The sequence below is a fragment of the Bacillus sp. ISL-34 genome (assembly GCF_018613325.1).
Lineage (GTDB): Bacteria > Bacillota > Bacilli > Bacillales > DSM-1321 > Peribacillus.
This window is the reverse complement of record NZ_JAGGQJ010000026.1, coordinates 95,659-114,020: the sequence shown is the minus strand read 5'-3', so window position 1 is coordinate 114,020 and position 18,362 is coordinate 95,659. Positions and strand designations below refer to the sequence as shown.

The window sequence follows — 18,362 nt, the reverse complement described above, 5'->3', positions numbered from 1 at the left end:
GCACCTCCGTCATTCCGCAATTTTCTGCATGTATTTTCCGCTTAACTCCACTGCTGCTTCATAGCCGCCATTCTGATAGGCTTTGTTCAAGTCACTGCCGATACCGATCGCTACCGCGCCTGCATTCAGCCAGTCCTTCATGTTGTCCAAGTTAATTCCGCCGGTTGGCATGATCCTTACATTAGGCAGGGGACCATTAACCGACTTGATGAAAGAAGGTTCAAAATGGTTCGCAGGAAATAACTTTAAAACATCACAACCTGCTTCCAATGATGTAGCCATTTCTCTAATTGTCATGCAGCCAGGCATATAGGGAATGCCGTATCGATTACAAAGTTCGGCTACGCCATTGACAAAATAGGGACTGACAATAAACTTGGCTCCAGCTAAAATCGCATGTCGTGCCGTTTCAGAATCAAGTACCGAGCCTGCTCCTAATAGCGCTTCCGTATTTTGCAGTTCTTTGAAAGCTTCTTCAATTCCCGGTGTCGTATAAGTCAATTCGATTGCCTGAACACCGCCTTCCACAGCTGCTTTAGAAAGTTGTGCAGCCTTCTTTGCATCCTGTCCCCGGATAACAGCAACAACTTTCGTTTCCGTTATTCGACGTATGATTGAATGTTTATCCATGACTCCATACCCCCTTAATTAAAAACGATGATCGCTTTTCGAACTTGTTCGGGATGATTTTCAACAAAATTAAATGCTTCCTGAATATCATCGAGCGAAAATGTATGAGTAACTAAACCTTCATGTCTGAGTTTGCCTTCATTCAAAAGTTTAACCACTTTTGGAAACTGATTGGTTTGCAATCTAGATCCTTTCACAGATACTTCCTTTTTAGTGATTGGCAGCTGGGAAACCGATGAAGGTCGTTCATCAAAACCGAGTACGACAATCCGCCCCGCCGCTGACACGACATCGAAGGACAATTCAAATGTCATCGGCAAGCATACTGCATCAATGACGACGTTGGCCCCTTCTCCATTCGTCCATTCCTCCACTCGTTTTTGAACATCTTCTTTTCCCGCATGGACGGTGATATCGGCGCCGCATTCTTTAGCGAATTCTAAACGCTCATCACTTAAATCCGTGATCATCACTGATGCTCCTTGAAGCTTTGCCATCTTTAATATGCAAATTCCAATAGGCCCGGCTCCCTGGATAAGAACGGTTTCCCCTTCCTCCACTTCGCCTCTCCAAACGGCCTGTGCGCCAATAGTGTATGGCTCAGCCAATACTATTTCTTCCCAAGCTAAAGCGGAATCCACAACATGTAATTGTTTCTCTGGAAGGACGAACCATTCCCTCATCCCGCCATCTTCATGTACGCCAAAAACGGAAAGCTTTTCACAAACATTCTGGCGGCCTTTACGGCAAGCGTAACACTCTCCGCAATAACTGATGGGCTCAACAACAACGTGGTCCCCCACTTTTATGTTGGCTACACCTTGACCTATTTCCACAACTTCTCCCGCTACTTCATGCCCAACGACCCGCGGCAGCGTTGCAAGAGGATTGGTACCATGGTAAATATGCATATCCGACCCACAAATCCCGACTCTTTTTACTTTTACAAGGACATCCGTCGAGTTCGAAATCCGGGGTTTTTCCACTTCTTGAATGATAAGTTCACGAGCTTTACGTACTTGAACCGCTTTCATTTCTCCACCTACTTTGTAAGAAATTCATAAACACTTGATGCTATCGTAATACCTTGTTTCAGGTTTTTTTCTTCATTGATTTGTTCTATCTCACCCGGTACATATACGCGATCGAACCCAGGAGCTGGTTCGACCTGTTGCAGCTCTTCGATCATTCGATCCATTTGCTCTAAAAATATATCAGTATCCGTAAAGAACGAAGGATTAATCACACAAAAATAATGTCCCAGTTTCCGTTTCTTATCAAGGTCGTCATACATTTTCCCAATGTGCGGACCAAATGCCGCACCTGCCAATAATCCAGAAAACACATCTACAATTACGGATAGACCATAGCCTTTCGGGCCTCCGAAAGTGGAAAGGGAAACGACTTTATTCGGGTCTGTGACTTTAGCTCCATTTTCATCCACTCCCCATCCTTCAGGGATTTCCTTTCCTTCTTCGCGTGCCTGGAGGATTTTCCCCAGCGCAACATTGGATGTTGCCATATCAAGAATAAAGGGTTTCTTTGTTTTGGCAGGAACTCCGTAAGCAATCGGGTTGGTGCCAAGAAATGATGTTTTCCCTCCAAAAGGGACCACGATTTTATCGGTATGTGACATCGCGATGCCGATCAACTTAGCATCAGCGGCTTTTTGAACGAAATAGCTTAGTGCTCCGCAATGGCTGCTATTAAAAACAGTCACCATGCCCACGCCATTATCTCTAGCCATTTCGATTGCATGGTCCATGGCCACGTCGCCAATCACATGACCAAATCCATCATCTCCATCAACCACACCTGTAACGGGCCCTGTCTTTTGGAAGGAAATCTGTGCATCGGGATTTATGCCTCCTGCCAGTAAACGGTTCACATAATGCTCTGTTCGTAAAACACCATGCGAATTGACATTTCTGAGATCGGCATGAACCAAAACTTCCGCGATTTTCCCGGCATTTTCTTCATTTAAACCCACTTTGGTCAGCTGTTCTATGACTAATCGTTTTGCTTCCTTGGCTTGGATCGTTACTGTTGCCATTTCCTTCCCCCATTTCTTTCAGTCATCTATCTTTCTATAACAGCCTCATTCTGTATGAAAGGCATTACTTCATCCAAATATGGTAATCCTTCATTGTCCCCTGCAACAGTTGTGACAAGTGCCCCTACACCATTTGCGAACGTCAATCTTTCATCAATGGAAAGGCCATGGAGATATCCGTAAATATAACCGGCATCATAACCATCTCCCGCTCCAACAGTATCTAGGGGTATTACAGGGAAGGCTTCTTTTTCATGCCATTCATTTTTGGTATATAGTTTTGAACCATGTTTCCCGTCCTTTATGACAAGCTGATCAATGTCATTCACCTTTGCGAATTTTGCCAATGATTCTTTAGAATCATTTCCGATGATCAATCTTATTTCATCTAAACCTGTAAGCAAAATATCAACATATGGAAAAATATCATAATAAACTGATCTTGCTTCCTCGATGGACCATAGCTTTAAGCGGATATTCGGATCAAATGAAACAGGTATATTTTTTTGTTTTGCAATGTCCATCACCCTCTTGACAATATCCACATTTTTGGGATCTATAGCCAAAAATACTCCAGTAAGATGAACTAGATCAATCTCTTCAAACATCTTTTCTGTTATATCTTCCGGTTTTAAAGTTAGTATGGGAGATTGATAGCGATAATAAAATGTCTTTCCGGAACCATCTTCCCGGATTTCTTTAAAGTTAAGGGATGTTGGATATCCATTTACATAGGCAACATCACTCATGTCCACGCCTTCCCCACGAGCGAAATTATAGATAACCCTACCGAACTCATCCTTGCCTAAACGGCTTATCCATTTTGCCCGCATGCCTAGCCTTGCACAGCCAATGGCAAAATTCAGTTCAGCGCCTCCTACTTTTCGCTCAAAACGGGTAACGAATCTTAAAGGTCCTGTTTCTTCCGGATTTAGCGTAATCATGGCGTCACCCAGCGTTAAAACACCATATTTTGATGACAATACAGTACCTCCTTCTTTCGAACAATCACAAATAAAAAGAAAATCATTTGATCATATCACTTTCATTAAGCTTTACAGCTAAATCGATTTAGTTAATTACTAAACCGGTTTGGTAAATCATAAGGAAATTGTAAATGAAAACCCTACCAAAAACAATAGAAAAGTTTGATAATTTATAATTTTATTTTTATTTGATATTTTTTATCTTTTTTTAACCAAATTTATGATTAATAACCCTATTATTTATTTGATTAACAGTTTCTGATTTATACTCCTAAGGTTTTCAATCGAATTTTACTCTTTGCTATTAATTTGGAGAAAGTTGTATAATATATCAATTGTTAAATAAGTATGAAAGGTTGTTTGGAATGAGTATCGTGAAAATTTACATCTTACTTACCGGAATAATGATCACATGGGGGTTAAATGTTTCAGTTATTAAAATTTTAGTTGCGCAAACGCAGCCCGTATCCATAACTTCTTTGAGAATCTTTACTGCTTCTCTCATAGTCTTTCTTTTCCTTTTCTTTTTTCGTCTAATACGTCTTCCTAAAAAAAGTGAACTTTTTTACGTTTTTTGGGGAGCACTATTGAGCGTCGTTTTTCATCATTACTTTTTAGCTGAGGGATTGACGAAGACTTCCGCCTCGAATGCTGGACTGATTTTGGGCATGGGGCCAATATTGACTGTCATCTTGACCATGATATTCTTTCGTAAAAAGCCCACTTTAATCAAGCTTCTTGGCTTTATATGCGGTGCACTGGGTGTGAGTTTCACCGTTATGGCAGGCAGCGGAGGACTTCACTCTATTAATCTCGGGGATGTGGATATTTTATTATCCATACTTTCACAAGCTTTAAGTTTCATACTTATCAATAAAGCCTCAAAAACAATGGATCCACGATTACTAACCGGCTACATGATGCTGATCGGGTCTTTTATCCTTTTTGCCATCAGCTTATGGAAAGAGCCGGATGGCTTATCTTCACTGGCAACGGCCCCGCATTCCATCTGGGGAGCTTTCTTTTTCTCCGCTATTTTTGCCACTGCCCTCGGGCACATGAGCTATAATTATGCCATTGGTAAGGTAGGGGCAGCCGAATCATCGATATTTCTTAATTTAAACACCTTATTCTCCTTGTTAGGGGCAGCATTTTTCCTTAATGAAGCCATTGTTCCTGCACATTTCATTGGTCTGATCTTCATTGTTTCAGGAGTATTGCTTGGCTCCGGTGCAATAGAAATATGGATTCTTCAACGGAAAAATAAACGTATATCTGCCTGACGGCTACAGCAAAACATAGATTTCGTGACTTTCTATGTAAAAAAAGAAGAGACCCTATGACACTGCCATTCTTTTAAAAATGGCTTAGCAGTATCATAGGGTCTTATTATATATTGCCCCCCTCCTCCAACTACAAATAATAATCAGACTGAATAAATACTTGCAGCACAATTGGATCTCCATACCCACAATAATATACCCAGGAATAATTTGAAGAGTGCCATTTAGAAAAGCCCTTTTGTTAACTGTGCCACCCCACTTTTGGCTGCAGCATACGCTTGAACGGAAAGCAACGAGGCCATTTTCCACCCTTCTTTCAATCATGAGAAACCTCCTGGAAGATATATTGCCTTAATATTGGTTTTACATAAAAAAAAGAGACTGTCTATATGTTTAGACAGCCTGAGTTTGTTCCATTCATGCTTATAAAGTAAATCAATATGCCCAGAGCGCAAACAATCCTTCTGTTATACCCAATTTGTAAATATAATAAAGTCCGAAGACAAAACTTATGGCTCCAGCCAGTTTGATGAAGGTTCGGCTTAAACCGATGTTCTTTCCATTCAAAGCAAACGGTATGCCTACTATAGTTGTAAAGCACAGCATGCCAATAATCGTCCCTGCGCCAAATATAATTATATATATGGATCCTTCGCCTATACCGGTTACGGTCGACATCGTTAGAATGACCATTGCGGCACTGCCCGCAAGACCATGGACGAACCCAATTAATGCAGACACCAAAAAAGGGCGATATCCATCTTTTTCGTTAGTGATATTAGGTCGAGCTTTTAATAAACTTCTCGCCCCTAGAATAACAAGCATAATACCCACGCCGAATTCCAGCATCATGCTTAACGACTCCGGAGTTTCCCCTTTCATCCATATGAACAGCATCCCTATAAGGAACAGCGTACATGTATGGCCAATTCCCCAATACGCCCCCGTTAGAGTGGAACGCGATAATTTTTTCGTATTTCCTGCCGTGGTTGCTACTGCAATAACATGATCCGGCTCTAACGAATGCTTTATCCCCAATAGGAATCCTAATGTAAGAATCGACATGAAACTCATTTCTCTACCACCTCCCCGAGACATTTCCATACTTCTTCAAACACCCGTTTAAGAGGTATATTGTTCTGTACGGCAATTTTACGGCAATCTTCATATTCAGGTGCCTGCTGCATGGGCAAGCCCTCATGGAACCCTCTCTTTATCTTCACTTCCCCCCATTGTGTATATACATGTAAAAAGGATCGTTCGAGCCTGTGCACGGTAAGAGGATAGTAGCGTATACCGAGAGTAGTCGTTTCAGCAAATAATATCTTCTTCATTTTCGAAATCATCTGCTGTGAACAGAGAAGTTGCAATAACACCCCCGGTCGATTTTTTTTCATGAAGATTGGCGTATAATATACATCATTTGCTCCTGATTCAAACAATAAATCCATTACATGACCTAGCCATTCACCTGAAATATCATCTAGATTCACTTCCATTTTCACCATTTGTTCATCAAGATGCTCATGATCAGGTGGGCGGTTCATTGAGTCTCTCCTATGATGATTCGAAGGACGTTCGGATGATTTTCAAATGTTTTTGTTCCCGCACCATAGCCAATCGATTCTACAGTCATGGCTGGAAGCGAACAAAATGTTTCAGCTAATACCGCAGCGATGGCAGCACCGGTCGGCGTTGCTAATTCAGAACGAATATCGTGTGCTGCGACCGGTACCCCTTTTAATATTTCAAGAGTGGCAGGAGCAGGAACCGGATATATGCCGTGATCAATATATATGTGTCCAGATCCCGTTGGAATGGCTGATGACTGAACTGTTTCAATGCCTAGCTGATCGATTAAAATTGCAGCCCCGATTATATCAATTATTGAATCTACCGCTCCTACCTCGTGAAAGTGAACTTTTTCAAGAGGAATACCGTGTATGTGCCCTTCCGCTTCACCAATCTTCTTGAAAATGGCGAGTGACATGGTCGTTACCGATTCATTAAAGTTTGCCTCATTGATAGCCTCTACAATTTGTTTGTAGGTGCGGCTGCCATGATGATGGTGATGTACATGGATATGATTGTGTTCGTGTCCATGACTGTGGCTGTGTTCGTGTCCATGACTGTGGCTGTGTTCGTGTTCATGACTGTGGCTGTGTTCGTGTTCATGACTGTGGCTGTGGCTGTGTTCATGTTGTGTTTTACTAGTTAGAATGACATCAAATTTAGTGCTCGTAATGCCATTTTTGACGACCTTCCCCCATGATAGAGTATATTCTTCATCAATGTTCAGCTTTTTTAACTCTTCTTCCATTTGTAAAGGGTCTGCACCTGCATCGATCAACGCACCAATTACCATATCTCCGCTTATGCCGGAAAAGCAGTCAAAATATAATGTCCTCATCATCATTGATCTCCTTTTTATGTACAAGTTTGTATATAAGCGCTGCATTGTAGGCTGCACCAAATCCATTATCGATGTTCACCACACTAACACCTGATGCGCATGAATTGAGCATCGATAAAAGTGCAGATAAACCGTTAAAATTAGCACCGTACCCGACACTTGTCGGCACGGCAATAATTGGATTCATAACAAGGCCTCCCAACACACTCGGAAGCGCCCCTTCCATTCCCGCGACACAAACTGAAACGGTAGCACTTCGTATCTCGTCTATATGATCAAGGAGGCGATGAAGCCCAGCAACCCCAACATCGTAAATGCGCCTGACTGGAATACCTAGAGTCTCGGCCGTCACGGCTGCTTCCTCAGCAACGGGCAAATCTGATGTCCCGGCGCACACAATAGCAATATATGAACTCACGGATTTTGGCTTTTCTTTAACCCAAGCAAGTGTCCGTGCAATCTCGTTATACTCAAAATCCCTGCATTCTTTTTGTACAAATACTGCTTTTTCCCGAGAAATACGAGTCACAAGCACAGAATCATTCCTTGTCCGCAGCGATTGGACAATCGTTAAAATTTGTTCAGCTGTTTTCCCCTCTCCAAACACAATTTCGGGAAAGCCTTGTCTTCTTTTACGATGATGATCGATTTTTACAAACCCTAAATTTTCATAGGAAGCAAGTTTTTTCTTTGCCTCCACTGCTGTCAATGAACCATTTTGAACCTGCTCTAAAATATCGTCAATCATAACATTTCTTCCTTTTTAAGCGCTATATTCATACTTCCGCTTGTATAGCCCGTGAGATCCAATGATACAAACTTATAGCCAAATTGCTTCAGGCGTTTCCCAATCGCTACATGATATTGAAGAACACGCGGCATATCAACCGGTTCAACCTCAATTCGGGCAGTATCTCCATGCGTCCGGACTCGGACCTGGTTAATGCCTAATGATTTTAAGTAAGCCTCTGATTTATCCACTTTCGTCAATTTTTCCTTCGTAATCATATCGCCGTATGCTATGCGTGAGGATAGGCAAGCAAATGACGGTTTATCCCAGGTTGGCAAACCGGCTTCCTTGGACAATACTCTTATTTCTTCTTTGAATAAATCGGCTTCCAGGAGAGGTCCCCTGATTCCTTTTTCTTTTGCTGCTTTCATGCCTGGACGAAATTCGTTAGCATCATCAGCAATAACCCCATAAATAATATTATTGAATTCATATTCTTCAAGAATAGGTAGCAGGATCTCAAATAAACTATTTTTACAAAAATAACAGCGATTTTGATTATTTGCAGTATATCCAGGAATGGCCAACTCCGAAGTTTGAATGACACGATGGTTGGCACCAATCCATTTTGATAGCATAAGGGCTTCTTTCAACTCACTCGATGGATAGGTTTCCGAATCTGCTGTAATGGCCAATACATTTTCATAACCCAAAGTATCAATAGCGACTTTAAGTAAAAACGTGCTGTCCACCCCTCCTGAAAAAGCGACCACAACCGACTCCATTTTTTGGAGAATCCCCTGCAGGTTTCTGTACTTTTCTAGTAACATTGCAATTTTCTCCTTTCTGGTTTGCCTGAATTTATCCACTGTTCACCAGCAATAATACCCTTGTTGGACTACTAAAAGATTGAAAAGGAGGAAATAACACAGTCGTACGTTCATTCCCAGCGCTTTTTGAACTGATATTCATATATGCGACGGACAGTTTTAGCTTTTTTGTACGATAGCTGAGAATTTTTTTGCCGTTTCTGTCAGCTTGGTGTAATCTTCACCTGTAATCAATTTCTTAGGATTGATCAATGAACCACCAAGTCCCGCCGCGATGGCCCCAGCCTTAAAAAAAGAAGCGAGGTTGTCAAGGTTGATACCGCCAGTCGGCATAAGGGGGATGTGAGGAAGCGGCCCTTTAAGACTTTTAAAGTAGCCAACACCCAGTGCATCTGCCGGGAAAACTTTGATAATGTCAGCTCCATGCTCATAAGCAGTCAATATTTCGGTTGGTGTGAGCGCACCAGGGATACTAATGACGCCATAGCGCTTCGCCATTTTAATTGTTTTGACATTGACGGTTGGAGAAAAGATAAATTCCGCCCCTGCCATGATGACCGCACGGGCCGTTTCAGGATCCAATACTGTACCGGCACCCGCTATGATATCATCACCGAACTCCTCTTTCACTCTTTCAATCAAATGGCACACTTTGGGTGTTTCTACTGTAATTTCAAGTGTTCGGATGCCGCCCTCTTTCAGGGCTCGGACGATTGGTAAAATTTGATCCGGGCGTGCACCTCGAATGACGGCGACCAGTTTCCCATGTTTAACTTCTTCTAGTTTAGACATTTTTTCCACCTTTCTACCTCGTAACATCATCTGCGCCGCCACTCATGAACAAAGCGAGGTCGGCACGTACCGGCAAACCCTCAACATCGCCATTTACCATCGTTGCCATTGCTCCCATGGCATTTCCACGCCTTGCAGCTTCATCGAGCGGCAGTCCATCAAGCAGGCCGGAAAGTACACCGGCTGCAAAAGCATCCCCAGCGCCGATGGGATCAACGACCCGTTCCACAAAAAATCCAGGAACGTATGTTTTCTGTACAGACGGGGCTGAAATTAAAGAGCCTTCTTTGCCCAATTTCAGTAAAACTTTTTGAACACCGAGTTCATGAAAATGATCGACAAATACCTCCTGAGTTTGGGAGCCGAATAAAAATTCGGCTTCGGCCACTCCAGGCATGACGATATCACTCTCAGAAGCGTACTTTGTTATGATATGACGTGCTTCATTTTCATCGGCCCATATTTTCAAGCGAATATTCGGATCGAAGACGATTTTTGTTCCGGTTTCTTTAGCAATGCGGATCGCTTTATCCAGAAGCGACTGGCACGAATTCCCGAGTGCAGGGGTAATCCCGGTAATATGGAGATAAGCTGCGTCTTGAATGGCAAGATCCGATAGTGATTCTGCCGTCATTTTGCTCGCTGCCGAATCTTTCCGGTAATAATAAACTCGAGTATCATTCAACCGTCTGAATTCTTTAAAAAAGACTCCGGTAGGCGCAGTAGGGTCTCTTGTTACATATGAGACATCAACGCCTTCCCCGCGAATGAACGCTTGCATGGCATCGCCAAATTCATCCTCGCCGAGACGGCTTATCCAGCGTGACCTATGACCGAGTCGGCTTAACCCGATCGCGACATTGGATTCCGCACCTCCAAACTTCATCGAAAAAGATCGGGCGTGGCGAAGCGGACCTTCTTCATTCGGGGTAAACACTGCCATTGTTTCTCCGATGGTTACAACATCCATGTCATCATCTTCTTTCTCTTATCATGCTATTACTGAATTAGAAAGCGTGCCGATCTTCTCAATACTGACGTTCATCCGGTCACCGTTTTTCAGCCAGATTTTCGGATTCCGTCCCATTCCAACGCCAGGTGGCGTGCCAGTTGCAATCAAATCACCTGGCTTTAGTGTCATGGATTGTGATAAAAATGATATGATTTTTGGAACCGTAAAAATTAGGTTACTTGTATTTGAAGCCTGCATAATTTCACCGTTTAATTCAAGCGAAATCGCTAGTTCGTGTGGGTCGCCCACTTCATCATGTGTCACGACAACTGGACCAAATGGAGCAAATGTGTCCGCCGTTTTGCCTCTTGACCACTGCCCGTCCTGAAATTGCAAATCCCGGGCGCTAATATCATTCATGATTGTATAGCCAAAGACATAGTCATTCGCTTCTTCTTCTGATACATGTTTCGCTTCTTTTCCAATGACAAACGCAAGCTCTGCTTCAAAGTCTACCTCTGTTGAATTAATAGGGATTTCAATCGCATCATTATGGCCGGCGATCGCATTCGCATATTTTGAAAAAATGACCGGCGATTCAGGCGGCTCCATCCCGGTTTCCTTACAATGATCAAAATAGTTAAGCCCTACACAAATGATTTTATCCGGATTTGCGATTGGCGGCAGGATCTTTACTTCTGAAAGTTTGAATAGCGCATCGTCATTTTTCCGCTGCTCGATTAACTGTTCAGCACGTTTACGCAACTCGCTGCTTCGTTCTATAAATTTTTTCATGCAAGCAGGAAATTCTTCTGGACAGAGAGCCGTTAAGCTAATAATTCGATCATCTTGAACTAGGCCGATGTGCTGTTCGGTTTGTACGGAAAAAGTCGCTATTTTCATATTTTTCTCCCCTTTCTTAGGACAGTGAGTATGGTGTTTTTTCACCATTTAGGACCTGAACGATATTTCTCGCTGCTTTTTGACGAAGTTCAACCATCGCTTCCTCAGAATACCAGGCACTGTGCGGGGTAATGATGACATTGTCCATCGTGAGTAGCGGGCTATCGATGCTGACTGGCTCATTTTCTGTCACATCAAGTGCTGCTCCTGCAATTAATCCTTTTTCAAGTGCATCAGAAAGTGCTTTTTCATCTATTATCGGCCCACGTGCCGTGTTAATGATGACCGCATTTCTCTTCATTTGTTTAAGGCGATCCTCATTGATCAGATGGTATGTATCATCAATTAAGGGCACATGGATTGACAAATAATCGGCCACGCCTATAATTTCATCGAAATCCATTTTTTGAACCCCGACAGCAGCCATGTCTGCCGCAGATACGAAAGGATCGTAAGCAGCAGTTTTAAACCCGAGCGGTTTCACCTTTTCCATGAAACGGCGCGGAATTCGGCCAAAGCCCAGAACGCCAACCGTTTGCTCGTTAAAGCGATGAATCGGCACACACACTTTAAAGTCCCAGTTACCTTTTTTCACTTCCTTGTTTAACAGTGTCACTTTCCGCGCTGACGAAAGTAAAAGTGCCAATGCATGATTCGATACTTCCTCCATGCCATAATCAGGTACATTGGCGACAGTAATCCCCTTTTCCTTAGCAGCCGCGAGATTAATTGTATTGACGCCAACACCATAGCGTGAAATGATTTTGGTGTTTTCAAGCGACTCAATGACTCGGCGTGAGATAGGAGCATATTGATTTAAAATTGCATCTGCCTCTTTGGCATGCTCCATTACTTCTTCTTCGGTTTTGCATTGCGCTTTGATGAAATCGATATCCAGACCGCTTTTTTTAAAAACGGCTTCTTCATATTGCAAATGCTCAAATTCATAATCGGTTATTAATATTTTAAAGGTCATTTGGACTCCACTCCTTTATATAGTAATAAACTCCTGAATGACAAAGAGGGAATCCCTCGCGTTAAAATCATCTATTTCGCTGCTGCCTTTTCGATTTTCGCAATTCCGAGTCCTTCTGCACCGGGTTTTGATGTTTTTGCTTCTGGAAAGTATCGTTCAATCATTTGAATACCAATTGCGGCACGGCGTACACGTTCTTGAGCGAGTGAGATGTTCGTGCTTTCCCATTGTTTCCCTGATGGGTATACATCAGGGTGATTACGCAGTCCAAATTTGATGTATACAGGCGCCAATACACGGATAATTTCAGGTATTTCATAATAGCGAAGGAAGCCGCCGAAGGTATCCGGCACTTCAACGTATAAATCAATCGGAATGTTTATTGACTGTCGGATCGCTGCAAGTTTAGGCAGGGTTAATGCAGGTGGCACATTGTAGGTATCCGCTCCGATATCTTCCATCAATTTAACGGATACTGGATTGGCTGAACCCATTTGAACCGATACTTTAACAACAAAGTCTTCCGGAAGCTGCCCGTATTTTTTCATCTCTTTCGTTAAAAGCAATAGTCCTTCATCCGCAACTAACGCACCGCGAAGACCTAGTGCAGCTCCTCTTTTCAGGTCTTCCATGGCATAAACAAGCTGATCGGAGCCTTCATGGCGGATTCCCTGAGATTTGCCTCCTGGGGTAAGCGGTCCCGCACTTACATCCCATGACCCCCTGGGACCGACAAACAAACTTAGCTCCATACCGCGCTCTGCAGTCATTTCACACATTTCTTTAATTTCTTCATCCGTTTGAAGCATGATGCCGCTGCCTTGGGATATTCGGTGAATCGTCAAACCTAGTCGGTCAATTTCTTTCAAAGTTTCTTTTAGTGCCGCTGGACCTTCTACACTTGGGAGTTCAATGCGGTATTGAGCGCCGTCTGGAAATGTTTTTGTTGATGTAGGAAGTTCTTTAAGATCGGTTGATGGGTAGCCTAATTGTTCGAGCAAGTCGCGTGATTCTTTCATTTTTGGACGCCTTCTTTCACATCTATAATTTTTATAAGGGCAGCTACTTTTTCACTCAAATCAGCAGGGTATACATCGCATGGTGCACGGTGGCCAGCAGCCACGTCAAACCAACGCTGATGAACGGCTTCTTTCATGGCTGTAAAAAATGTCGGACCATAATTGTACACATCCATCAGTTTTGAAATCACTTGATGATTTTTCTGTGCTTCAGCAAAATCGCCTTTATGATACGATTCATACAAATCAACGGATATTTCCGGCGCAAAGACAGCGCTTCCATTAATGCTTCCTGCTGCACCAATCATTTGAGCCGGAATCAAATGCTCGTCAAACGCAGAGAAAACTCGGAAATCACTGCGAACTTTCGTCACTTCCGCCAGCACTTGACGAAGATGGCCGAAATCACTGACCGTCTCTTTAATACCAGCAATGTTTGAATGATCTTCGGCTAATTTTTTTATCAGTTCGATGGATAAATTTTGTCCTGTCAGGAGGGGGATATTATAAATGAAAACTTGCAGATTAGTATGGTTTGCGACGCTGGAAAAATGTCGGTATAATTGCTCGTCAGACAGCTTCCAGTAATATGGGTTGACTGCGAGAACGCCGTTCGCTCCATGCTCTTCTGCATAAGAAGTCAGTTCTTGCACCTCTTTTAATGCGGTATGCCCGACCCCGACCATAACAGGCACTCGTCCATTAATGTGCTTTATCATTTCGCGTACGTATAATTTTCTTTCTTCTGTTGTAAGTGATGAGAACTCACCTGAACTTCCCATCAACAAAATACCGTCAATATTCCGTGAGATTAATAGGTCGATATAACTTTTGTTCAGCGCTATATCCAAGTTCCCCGTTTCATCAAATAGGGTGACTACTGGGGGAATGATGCCATGAAAGTCCATTGTTTTTCCTCCTTTTATTACCATTCAGCGATGCTCCCGTCTTCATGACGCCAAATTGGATTTTTCCAATCATGTCCGGTTTCTGCTGCCTGCTTCACTTTTTCCTCATCAATTTCCACCCCAAGACCCGGTTTATCCGGAATGTTCACATAACCATTTTCATATTCGAATAATTCTGGATTTTTCATATAATCGAGAATATCCATGCCTTCGTTATAATGAATACCAAGGCTTTGCTCTTGAATAATGAAATTCGGTGTCGTTGCATCCAGATGAATTGATGAAGCGAGGGTCATCGGTCCAAGTGGGCAGTGCGGCGCAATGGCTACATCATAGGCTTCTGCCATCGCGGCGATTTTTTTTCCTTCCAAAATACCGCCTGTGTGAGAAAGATCTGGCTGAATAATATCGACATAGCCATCTTGAAGTAGCTGCTTAAAGCCCCAGCGTGTATACATCCTTTCACCCGTTGCAATCGGGCACGTAGTATGCCAGGCAATTTCACGAAGAGCTTCATTATTTTCCGGCAGCACCGGCTCTTCAATGAACATTGGACGGTAGGGCTCAAGTTCTTTCACGATTACCTTTGCCATCGTTTTATGAATCCTCCCATGAAAATCCACACCAATGCCAAAGTCTTTGCCAACCGCTTCCCTAATTGAAGCAACGCGTTCGATGACCGCCTCTACTTTCGAAAAGCTATCTATGTAATTCATTTCATCTGATGCGTTCATTTTGACAGCTAGGAAGCCCTCGTTCTGCTTCTCTATTGCGGCAGCAACGACATCCACCGGTCGATCTCCTCCGACCCAAGAGTACACTTTAATTTTTTGACGTGCCTTGCCGCCGAGCATTTGGTATACTGGAATATTGAAGTATTTTCCTTTTATGTCCCATAGTGCCTGCTCAATTCCAGAAATCGCACTCGTTAATATAGGACCCCCTCGGTAAAATCCACCTCGATACAGCGTTTGCCAAATGTCTTCAATGTCGTTCGGGTTTCTCCCGATCAAATAATCGGACAATTCATTAACAGCTGCTTTAACCGTTTCAGCACGCCCTTCAACTACAGGCTCTCCCCAACCAGAAATGCCTTCATCCGTATCGATTTTTAAAAACAGCCAGCGGGGTGGAACTTTGTATAAAGAAATTTTTACGATTTTCATCAAGCACCTCGCAATGTTTTTTTGGTAGAAAAAGAGTTTCTCCAACATGGAAACCTCTCTTAATCTTGTTAAGATCCTTTAATAAAAACCGTTTTTATGGCTGTATAAAATTCTTTCGCCGCTTCACCTTGCTCCCGTGAACCTGTACTCGATGCTTTCATGCCTCCGAATGGGGCTTGCAACTCTACGCCCGCGCTTTCTGCGTTAATGCGGACAAGACCTACTTCGATTTCATCGATGAATTCAAGAATTGAGCTAATATTTGATGTAAAGATTGATGCACTCAATCCGTATTTCGTATTATTGGCCAAGTCAATCGCTTCGAGAAGATCGGCTGCTTTTATAAGCGCGATTACTGGTCCAAAAATTTCTGCCTGTGCAATCACCATATCCGTCGTCACTTCGTCAAAAATAGCTGGAGTAATGAAAAAGCCTCTGTCATAGTCTCCGCCAGTTAATATCTCCCCGCCATGTATGAGTTTGGCGCCCTCCTGCTTGCCTTTTTCAATATACTCTTTCACTGTATTGAACTGGCTTTCGCTTGCACAGGGGCCCATCCAAATTCCCTCTTGAAGACCGTTGCCCACGGTAATTTTCGATGCTGCTTCTACCAGTTTTTGTTTAAATTCATCATAGACCGATGATTCAACGACAACACGGCTTGAAGCTGTACATTTTTGACCGGAGGAACGAAATCCACCGCTAATGACCGCCTCGACTGCTTGGTCGATGTTCGCATCCTTCGTAACGATGACCGGATTCTTGCCACCCATTTCAAGCTGGTATTTTATCCCGCGGGCGGATGCTGACTTTGCGACACTCTGACCGACACTTTCAGAACCGGTAAATGTGATCGCATTTAATAGCGGATGATCGACCAGTCCTTGGCCGATGTCGGATCCCTTACCGGTAATGAAGTTCACGACACCCTTAGGGAACCCGGCTTTTGTAAAGCATTCCATCACTTTCGCTGCTGTAACGGCTCCCTCTGTAGCGGGTTTCCATACTACTGCATTGCCATAAACAAGAGCTGGAGCCATTTTCCAGATGGGAATTGCAACCGGGAAGTTCCATGGCGTGATGATACCGACAACACCAAGTGGGGTGCGTTTCGTAAACATGAGGGCATCTTTATCGGATGATGGAATAACATCACCGTCTTTCCGCATCCCTTCCCCAGCATAATATCGCAGGATTGCAACACCTCGTGCCGTTTCACCTTTTGCTTCCGGTAACGTTTTACCCATTTCCCGGGTCATAGTTTCGGCAATTTCGTCCAGGTTTTCTTCCAATATATTGGCCGCTTTGAAAAGGATTTGGCCACGTGCAGACTGCCCGAGCCTGCGCCAAGCTTTTTTTGCCTTATGCGCGGACGCTACCGCTTTGTTCAAGTCATCTTCCGTTGAGCTTTGAACGTAACCAACCGGCTCTTTGTCCGCAGGATTAATGCTTTCGATCGTATTTCCGGAAGATGCATTCACCCACTCATTATTAATGAAGTTTTTATATGTTTTCGTTGCAAATGTAGTAGACATCATTGTCTTTAGCTCCTTTTTTAATTAGAATGTCGGTCCAATTCTCCAAATACCAAAGTCATGCTGCTTTAATATTTCCGCTTTTGTTAGTTTTCCGTTTGAAACATGTTGAATTTCTTCCATGATGCGCCTTCCCACTTCATCAACGGTCTCTAAACCATCGACAATAGTACCAGCATTTAAATCCATATTTTCATTCATCCTGTCAAACATTGGTGTATTAGTTGAGATTTTAATGACGGGTGAAATAGGAGAACCTGTTGGCGTGCCTCTTCCACTTGTAAAGAGAACGATTTGGGCACCTCCGGCGACCATGCCTGTCAATTGCTCAATGTCGTGGCCAGGCGTATCCATCCATACGAGCCCTTTTTTTGTGGGCGCCTGGGCATAGTCAATGACTTCTTCCAGCCTTGTTGTACCTGATTTTGTCGCTGCCCCCAGTGATTTTTCTTCGAGTGAGCTGAGACCTCCCTCAATGTTGCCCGGACTCGGATTTCCGGTGCGGATGTCTACGCCCATTTGAATCGAGCGGTCTTCCATCATTTTAATAACCGCATAAGCTTTTTGGGCTACCTGATCGTTTGCCGCCCGATTAGCGATCAAATGCTCTGCACCGATGAGTTCAGTCGTTTCCGCTAATATTGCGGTTCCCCCCTGTTGAACAACCAAATCGCTTGTCCGTCCGACTGCCGGGTTCGCCGATAAGCCGGAGCATGCATCCGACCCTCCGCATTCTGTGCCGACAATCAGCTCGCTAAAATCACATAATTCCCGCTGCACCATCGAGGCGTCCTGAACCATTTTGACCGCAATTTTTGCTACTTCGGCAATGGTTTGAAGTGTGCCGCCATGGTCCTGAATCGAAACCGTTTCCACTGGTTTACCGCATTTGGCAATCTCATCTCCAATACGGTGCGCCTGATGTGTTTCACAGCCAAGTCCAAGTACAATGACACCGTATACATTTGGATTCATGCCCATTCCCGCATAGGTTCTTGCCGTTTGATCATAATCTGTGCCCACTTGCGCACAGCCATGCTGATGAATGAATGTGACGGTTCCGCTCACCAGCTCTGTTACTCGCTGTGCTGTTTGGGTTGCGCAAGTTATCGTTGGTAGAATCAGTACATGATTACGGACACCGACACGGCCATCCGGACGGCGGTAGCCCCTAAACTGCATTTTT

19 protein-coding genes are annotated in these 18,362 nt (G+C 43.5%); 1 reads left to right on the top strand and 18 read right to left on the bottom strand.

All coding sequences use genetic code 11. The annotated features are described in order from the left end of the window. Window positions 1–9: 9 nt before the first annotated feature. Genes J7E52_RS19040 through J7E52_RS19025 form a run of 4 tightly spaced genes read right to left on the bottom strand, consistent with a single transcriptional unit; the run spans window position 10 to window position 3,666 of the window. Window positions 10–630 carry a bifunctional 2-keto-4-hydroxyglutarate aldolase/2-keto-3-deoxy-6-phosphogluconate aldolase gene (locus J7E52_RS19040; RefSeq protein WP_214749982.1) on the bottom strand — a complete coding sequence of 207 codons (621 nt, stop codon included), beginning with the start codon at window positions 628–630 and terminating at the stop codon, window positions 10–12. 14 nt (window positions 631–644) lie between these two features. Continuing rightward, window positions 645–1,664 carry a zinc-binding alcohol dehydrogenase family protein gene (locus J7E52_RS19035; RefSeq protein WP_214749980.1) on the bottom strand — a complete coding sequence of 340 codons (1,020 nt, stop codon included), beginning with the start codon at window positions 1,662–1,664 and terminating at the stop codon, window positions 645–647. A gap of 8 nt (window positions 1,665–1,672) precedes the next feature. Next, window positions 1,673–2,683 carry an ureidoglycolate dehydrogenase gene (gene allD / locus J7E52_RS19030; RefSeq protein ID WP_214749978.1) on the bottom strand — a complete coding sequence of 337 codons (1,011 nt, stop codon included), beginning with the start codon at window positions 2,681–2,683 and terminating at the stop codon, window positions 1,673–1,675. Between the two features lie 26 nt (window positions 2,684–2,709). Continuing rightward, window positions 2,710–3,666, bottom strand: coding sequence for a sugar kinase (locus J7E52_RS19025; protein ID WP_214749976.1), 957 nt, complete (start codon window positions 3,664–3,666; stop codon window positions 2,710–2,712). A 368-nt stretch (window positions 3,667–4,034) separates the two neighbouring features. Between J7E52_RS19025 and J7E52_RS19020 the strand changes: the two genes are divergently transcribed. After that, on the top strand, window positions 4,035–4,952 hold the full coding sequence (locus J7E52_RS19020; RefSeq protein ID WP_214749974.1) for a DMT family transporter: 918 nt from the start codon (window positions 4,035–4,037) through the stop codon (window positions 4,950–4,952). 435 nt (window positions 4,953–5,387) lie between these two features. Here J7E52_RS19020 and J7E52_RS19015 read toward each other — a convergent pair whose 3' ends face one another. From J7E52_RS19015 to J7E52_RS18950, 14 genes are all read right to left on the bottom strand, one after another. After that, entirely contained in the window at window positions 5,388–6,026 is a 639-nt protein-coding gene (locus J7E52_RS19015) for an urease accessory protein UreH (RefSeq protein ID WP_286197896.1), read from the bottom strand. Further along, window positions 6,023–6,499: a nickel pincer cofactor biosynthesis protein LarC2 gene (gene larC2, locus J7E52_RS19010; protein ID WP_214749970.1), complete on the bottom strand. Its 477-nt coding sequence runs from the start codon at window positions 6,497–6,499 to the stop codon at window positions 6,023–6,025. Before larC2 ends, J7E52_RS19015 begins: the two co-directional genes overlap by 4 nt. Next, a complete protein-coding gene (gene larC, locus J7E52_RS19005; RefSeq protein ID WP_214750082.1) occupies window positions 6,496–7,362 on the bottom strand; it encodes a nickel pincer cofactor biosynthesis protein LarC in 867 nt (288 codons plus the stop codon). Before larC ends, larC2 begins: the two co-directional genes overlap by 4 nt. After that, a complete protein-coding gene (larB, locus tag J7E52_RS19000; RefSeq protein WP_214749968.1) occupies window positions 7,343–8,113 on the bottom strand; it encodes a nickel pincer cofactor biosynthesis protein LarB in 771 nt (256 codons plus the stop codon). The genes larC and larB overlap by 20 nt, the downstream gene beginning before the upstream one ends. Further along, window positions 8,110–8,925, bottom strand: coding sequence for an ATP-dependent sacrificial sulfur transferase LarE (larE, locus tag J7E52_RS18995; RefSeq protein WP_214749966.1), 816 nt, complete (start codon window positions 8,923–8,925; stop codon window positions 8,110–8,112). Before larE ends, larB begins: the two co-directional genes overlap by 4 nt. A 159-nt stretch (window positions 8,926–9,084) precedes the next feature. Further along, window positions 9,085–9,717: a bifunctional 4-hydroxy-2-oxoglutarate aldolase/2-dehydro-3-deoxy-phosphogluconate aldolase gene (locus J7E52_RS18990; protein ID WP_214749964.1), complete on the bottom strand. Its 633-nt coding sequence runs from the start codon at window positions 9,715–9,717 to the stop codon at window positions 9,085–9,087. 13 nt (window positions 9,718–9,730) lie between these two features. Further along, window positions 9,731–10,687: a sugar kinase gene (locus J7E52_RS18985; protein WP_214749962.1), complete on the bottom strand. Its 957-nt coding sequence runs from the start codon at window positions 10,685–10,687 to the stop codon at window positions 9,731–9,733. Between the two features lie 21 nt (window positions 10,688–10,708). Further along, complete coding sequence (locus tag J7E52_RS18980; protein ID WP_214749960.1) at window positions 10,709–11,572, bottom strand: fumarylacetoacetate hydrolase family protein; 864 nt, start codon at window positions 11,570–11,572, stop codon at window positions 10,709–10,711. Between the two features lie 16 nt (window positions 11,573–11,588). Then, a complete protein-coding gene (locus J7E52_RS18975) occupies window positions 11,589–12,548 on the bottom strand; it encodes a C-terminal binding protein (RefSeq protein ID WP_214749958.1) in 960 nt (319 codons plus the stop codon). Between the two features lie 71 nt (window positions 12,549–12,619). Next, the gene (locus tag J7E52_RS18970) at window positions 12,620–13,567 is read right to left on the bottom strand and encodes a U32 family peptidase (protein WP_214749956.1); all 948 of its coding nucleotides are present in this window, start codon (window positions 13,565–13,567) and stop codon (window positions 12,620–12,622) included. Further along, on the bottom strand, window positions 13,564–14,475 hold the full coding sequence (locus J7E52_RS18965) for a dihydrodipicolinate synthase family protein (RefSeq protein ID WP_214749955.1): 912 nt from the start codon (window positions 14,473–14,475) through the stop codon (window positions 13,564–13,566). The genes J7E52_RS18970 and J7E52_RS18965 overlap by 4 nt, the downstream gene beginning before the upstream one ends. A 17-nt stretch (window positions 14,476–14,492) precedes the next feature. Beyond that, the gene (gene dgoD / locus J7E52_RS18960; protein WP_214749953.1) at window positions 14,493–15,641 is read right to left on the bottom strand and encodes a galactonate dehydratase; all 1,149 of its coding nucleotides are present in this window, start codon (window positions 15,639–15,641) and stop codon (window positions 14,493–14,495) included. 68 nt (window positions 15,642–15,709) lie between these two features. Next, entirely contained in the window at window positions 15,710–17,176 is a 1,467-nt protein-coding gene (gucD, locus tag J7E52_RS18955) for an alpha-ketoglutaric semialdehyde dehydrogenase GucD (RefSeq protein ID WP_214750080.1), read from the bottom strand. A 24-nt stretch (window positions 17,177–17,200) separates the two neighbouring features. Next, window positions 17,201–18,358 carry a UxaA family hydrolase gene (locus tag J7E52_RS18950; RefSeq protein WP_214750078.1) on the bottom strand — a complete coding sequence of 386 codons (1,158 nt, stop codon included), beginning with the start codon at window positions 18,356–18,358 and terminating at the stop codon, window positions 17,201–17,203. Window positions 18,359–18,362: the final 4 nt, after the last annotated feature.

Excerpts from the sequence above, each read along its gene's own strand:
- J7E52_RS18950 (WP_214750078.1), bottom strand. The coding sequence starts at position 18,358 with ATGCAGTTTAGGGGCTACCGCCGTCCGGATGGCCGTGTCGGTGTCCGT.
- allD (WP_214749978.1), bottom strand. The coding sequence starts at position 2,683 with ATGGCAACAGTAACGATCCAAGCCAAGGAAGCAAAACGATTAGTCATA.
- larC (WP_214750082.1), bottom strand. The coding sequence starts at position 7,362 with ATGAGGACATTATATTTTGACTGCTTTTCCGGCATAAGCGGAGATATG.
- J7E52_RS19015 (WP_286197896.1), bottom strand. The coding sequence starts at position 6,026 with ATGAGTTTCATGTCGATTCTTACATTAGGATTCCTATTGGGGATAAAG.
- larC2 (WP_214749970.1), bottom strand. The coding sequence starts at position 6,499 with ATGAACCGCCCACCTGATCATGAGCATCTTGATGAACAAATGGTGAAA.
- larB (WP_214749968.1), bottom strand. The coding sequence starts at position 8,113 with ATGATTGACGATATTTTAGAGCAGGTTCAAAATGGTTCATTGACAGCA.
- J7E52_RS19020 (WP_214749974.1), top strand. The coding sequence starts at position 4,035 with ATGAGTATCGTGAAAATTTACATCTTACTTACCGGAATAATGATCACA.
- J7E52_RS18985 (WP_214749962.1), bottom strand. The coding sequence starts at position 10,687 with ATGGATGTTGTAACCATCGGAGAAACAATGGCAGTGTTTACCCCGAAT.
- J7E52_RS18980 (WP_214749960.1), bottom strand. The coding sequence starts at position 11,572 with ATGAAAATAGCGACTTTTTCCGTACAAACCGAACAGCACATCGGCCTA.
- larE (WP_214749966.1), bottom strand. The coding sequence starts at position 8,925 with ATGTTACTAGAAAAGTACAGAAACCTGCAGGGGATTCTCCAAAAAATG.
- J7E52_RS18965 (WP_214749955.1), bottom strand. The coding sequence starts at position 14,475 with ATGGACTTTCATGGCATCATTCCCCCAGTAGTCACCCTATTTGATGAA.
- J7E52_RS18970 (WP_214749956.1), bottom strand. The coding sequence starts at position 13,567 with ATGAAAGAATCACGCGACTTGCTCGAACAATTAGGCTACCCATCAACC.
- gucD (WP_214750080.1), bottom strand. The coding sequence starts at position 17,176 with ATGTCTACTACATTTGCAACGAAAACATATAAAAACTTCATTAATAAT.
- J7E52_RS18975 (WP_214749958.1), bottom strand. The coding sequence starts at position 12,548 with ATGACCTTTAAAATATTAATAACCGATTATGAATTTGAGCATTTGCAA.
- J7E52_RS18990 (WP_214749964.1), bottom strand. The coding sequence starts at position 9,717 with ATGTCTAAACTAGAAGAAGTTAAACATGGGAAACTGGTCGCCGTCATT.
- J7E52_RS19040 (WP_214749982.1), bottom strand. The coding sequence starts at position 630 with ATGGATAAACATTCAATCATACGTCGAATAACGGAAACGAAAGTTGTT.
- dgoD (WP_214749953.1), bottom strand. The coding sequence starts at position 15,641 with ATGAAAATCGTAAAAATTTCTTTATACAAAGTTCCACCCCGCTGGCTG.
- J7E52_RS19035 (WP_214749980.1), bottom strand. The coding sequence starts at position 1,664 with ATGAAAGCGGTTCAAGTACGTAAAGCTCGTGAACTTATCATTCAAGAA.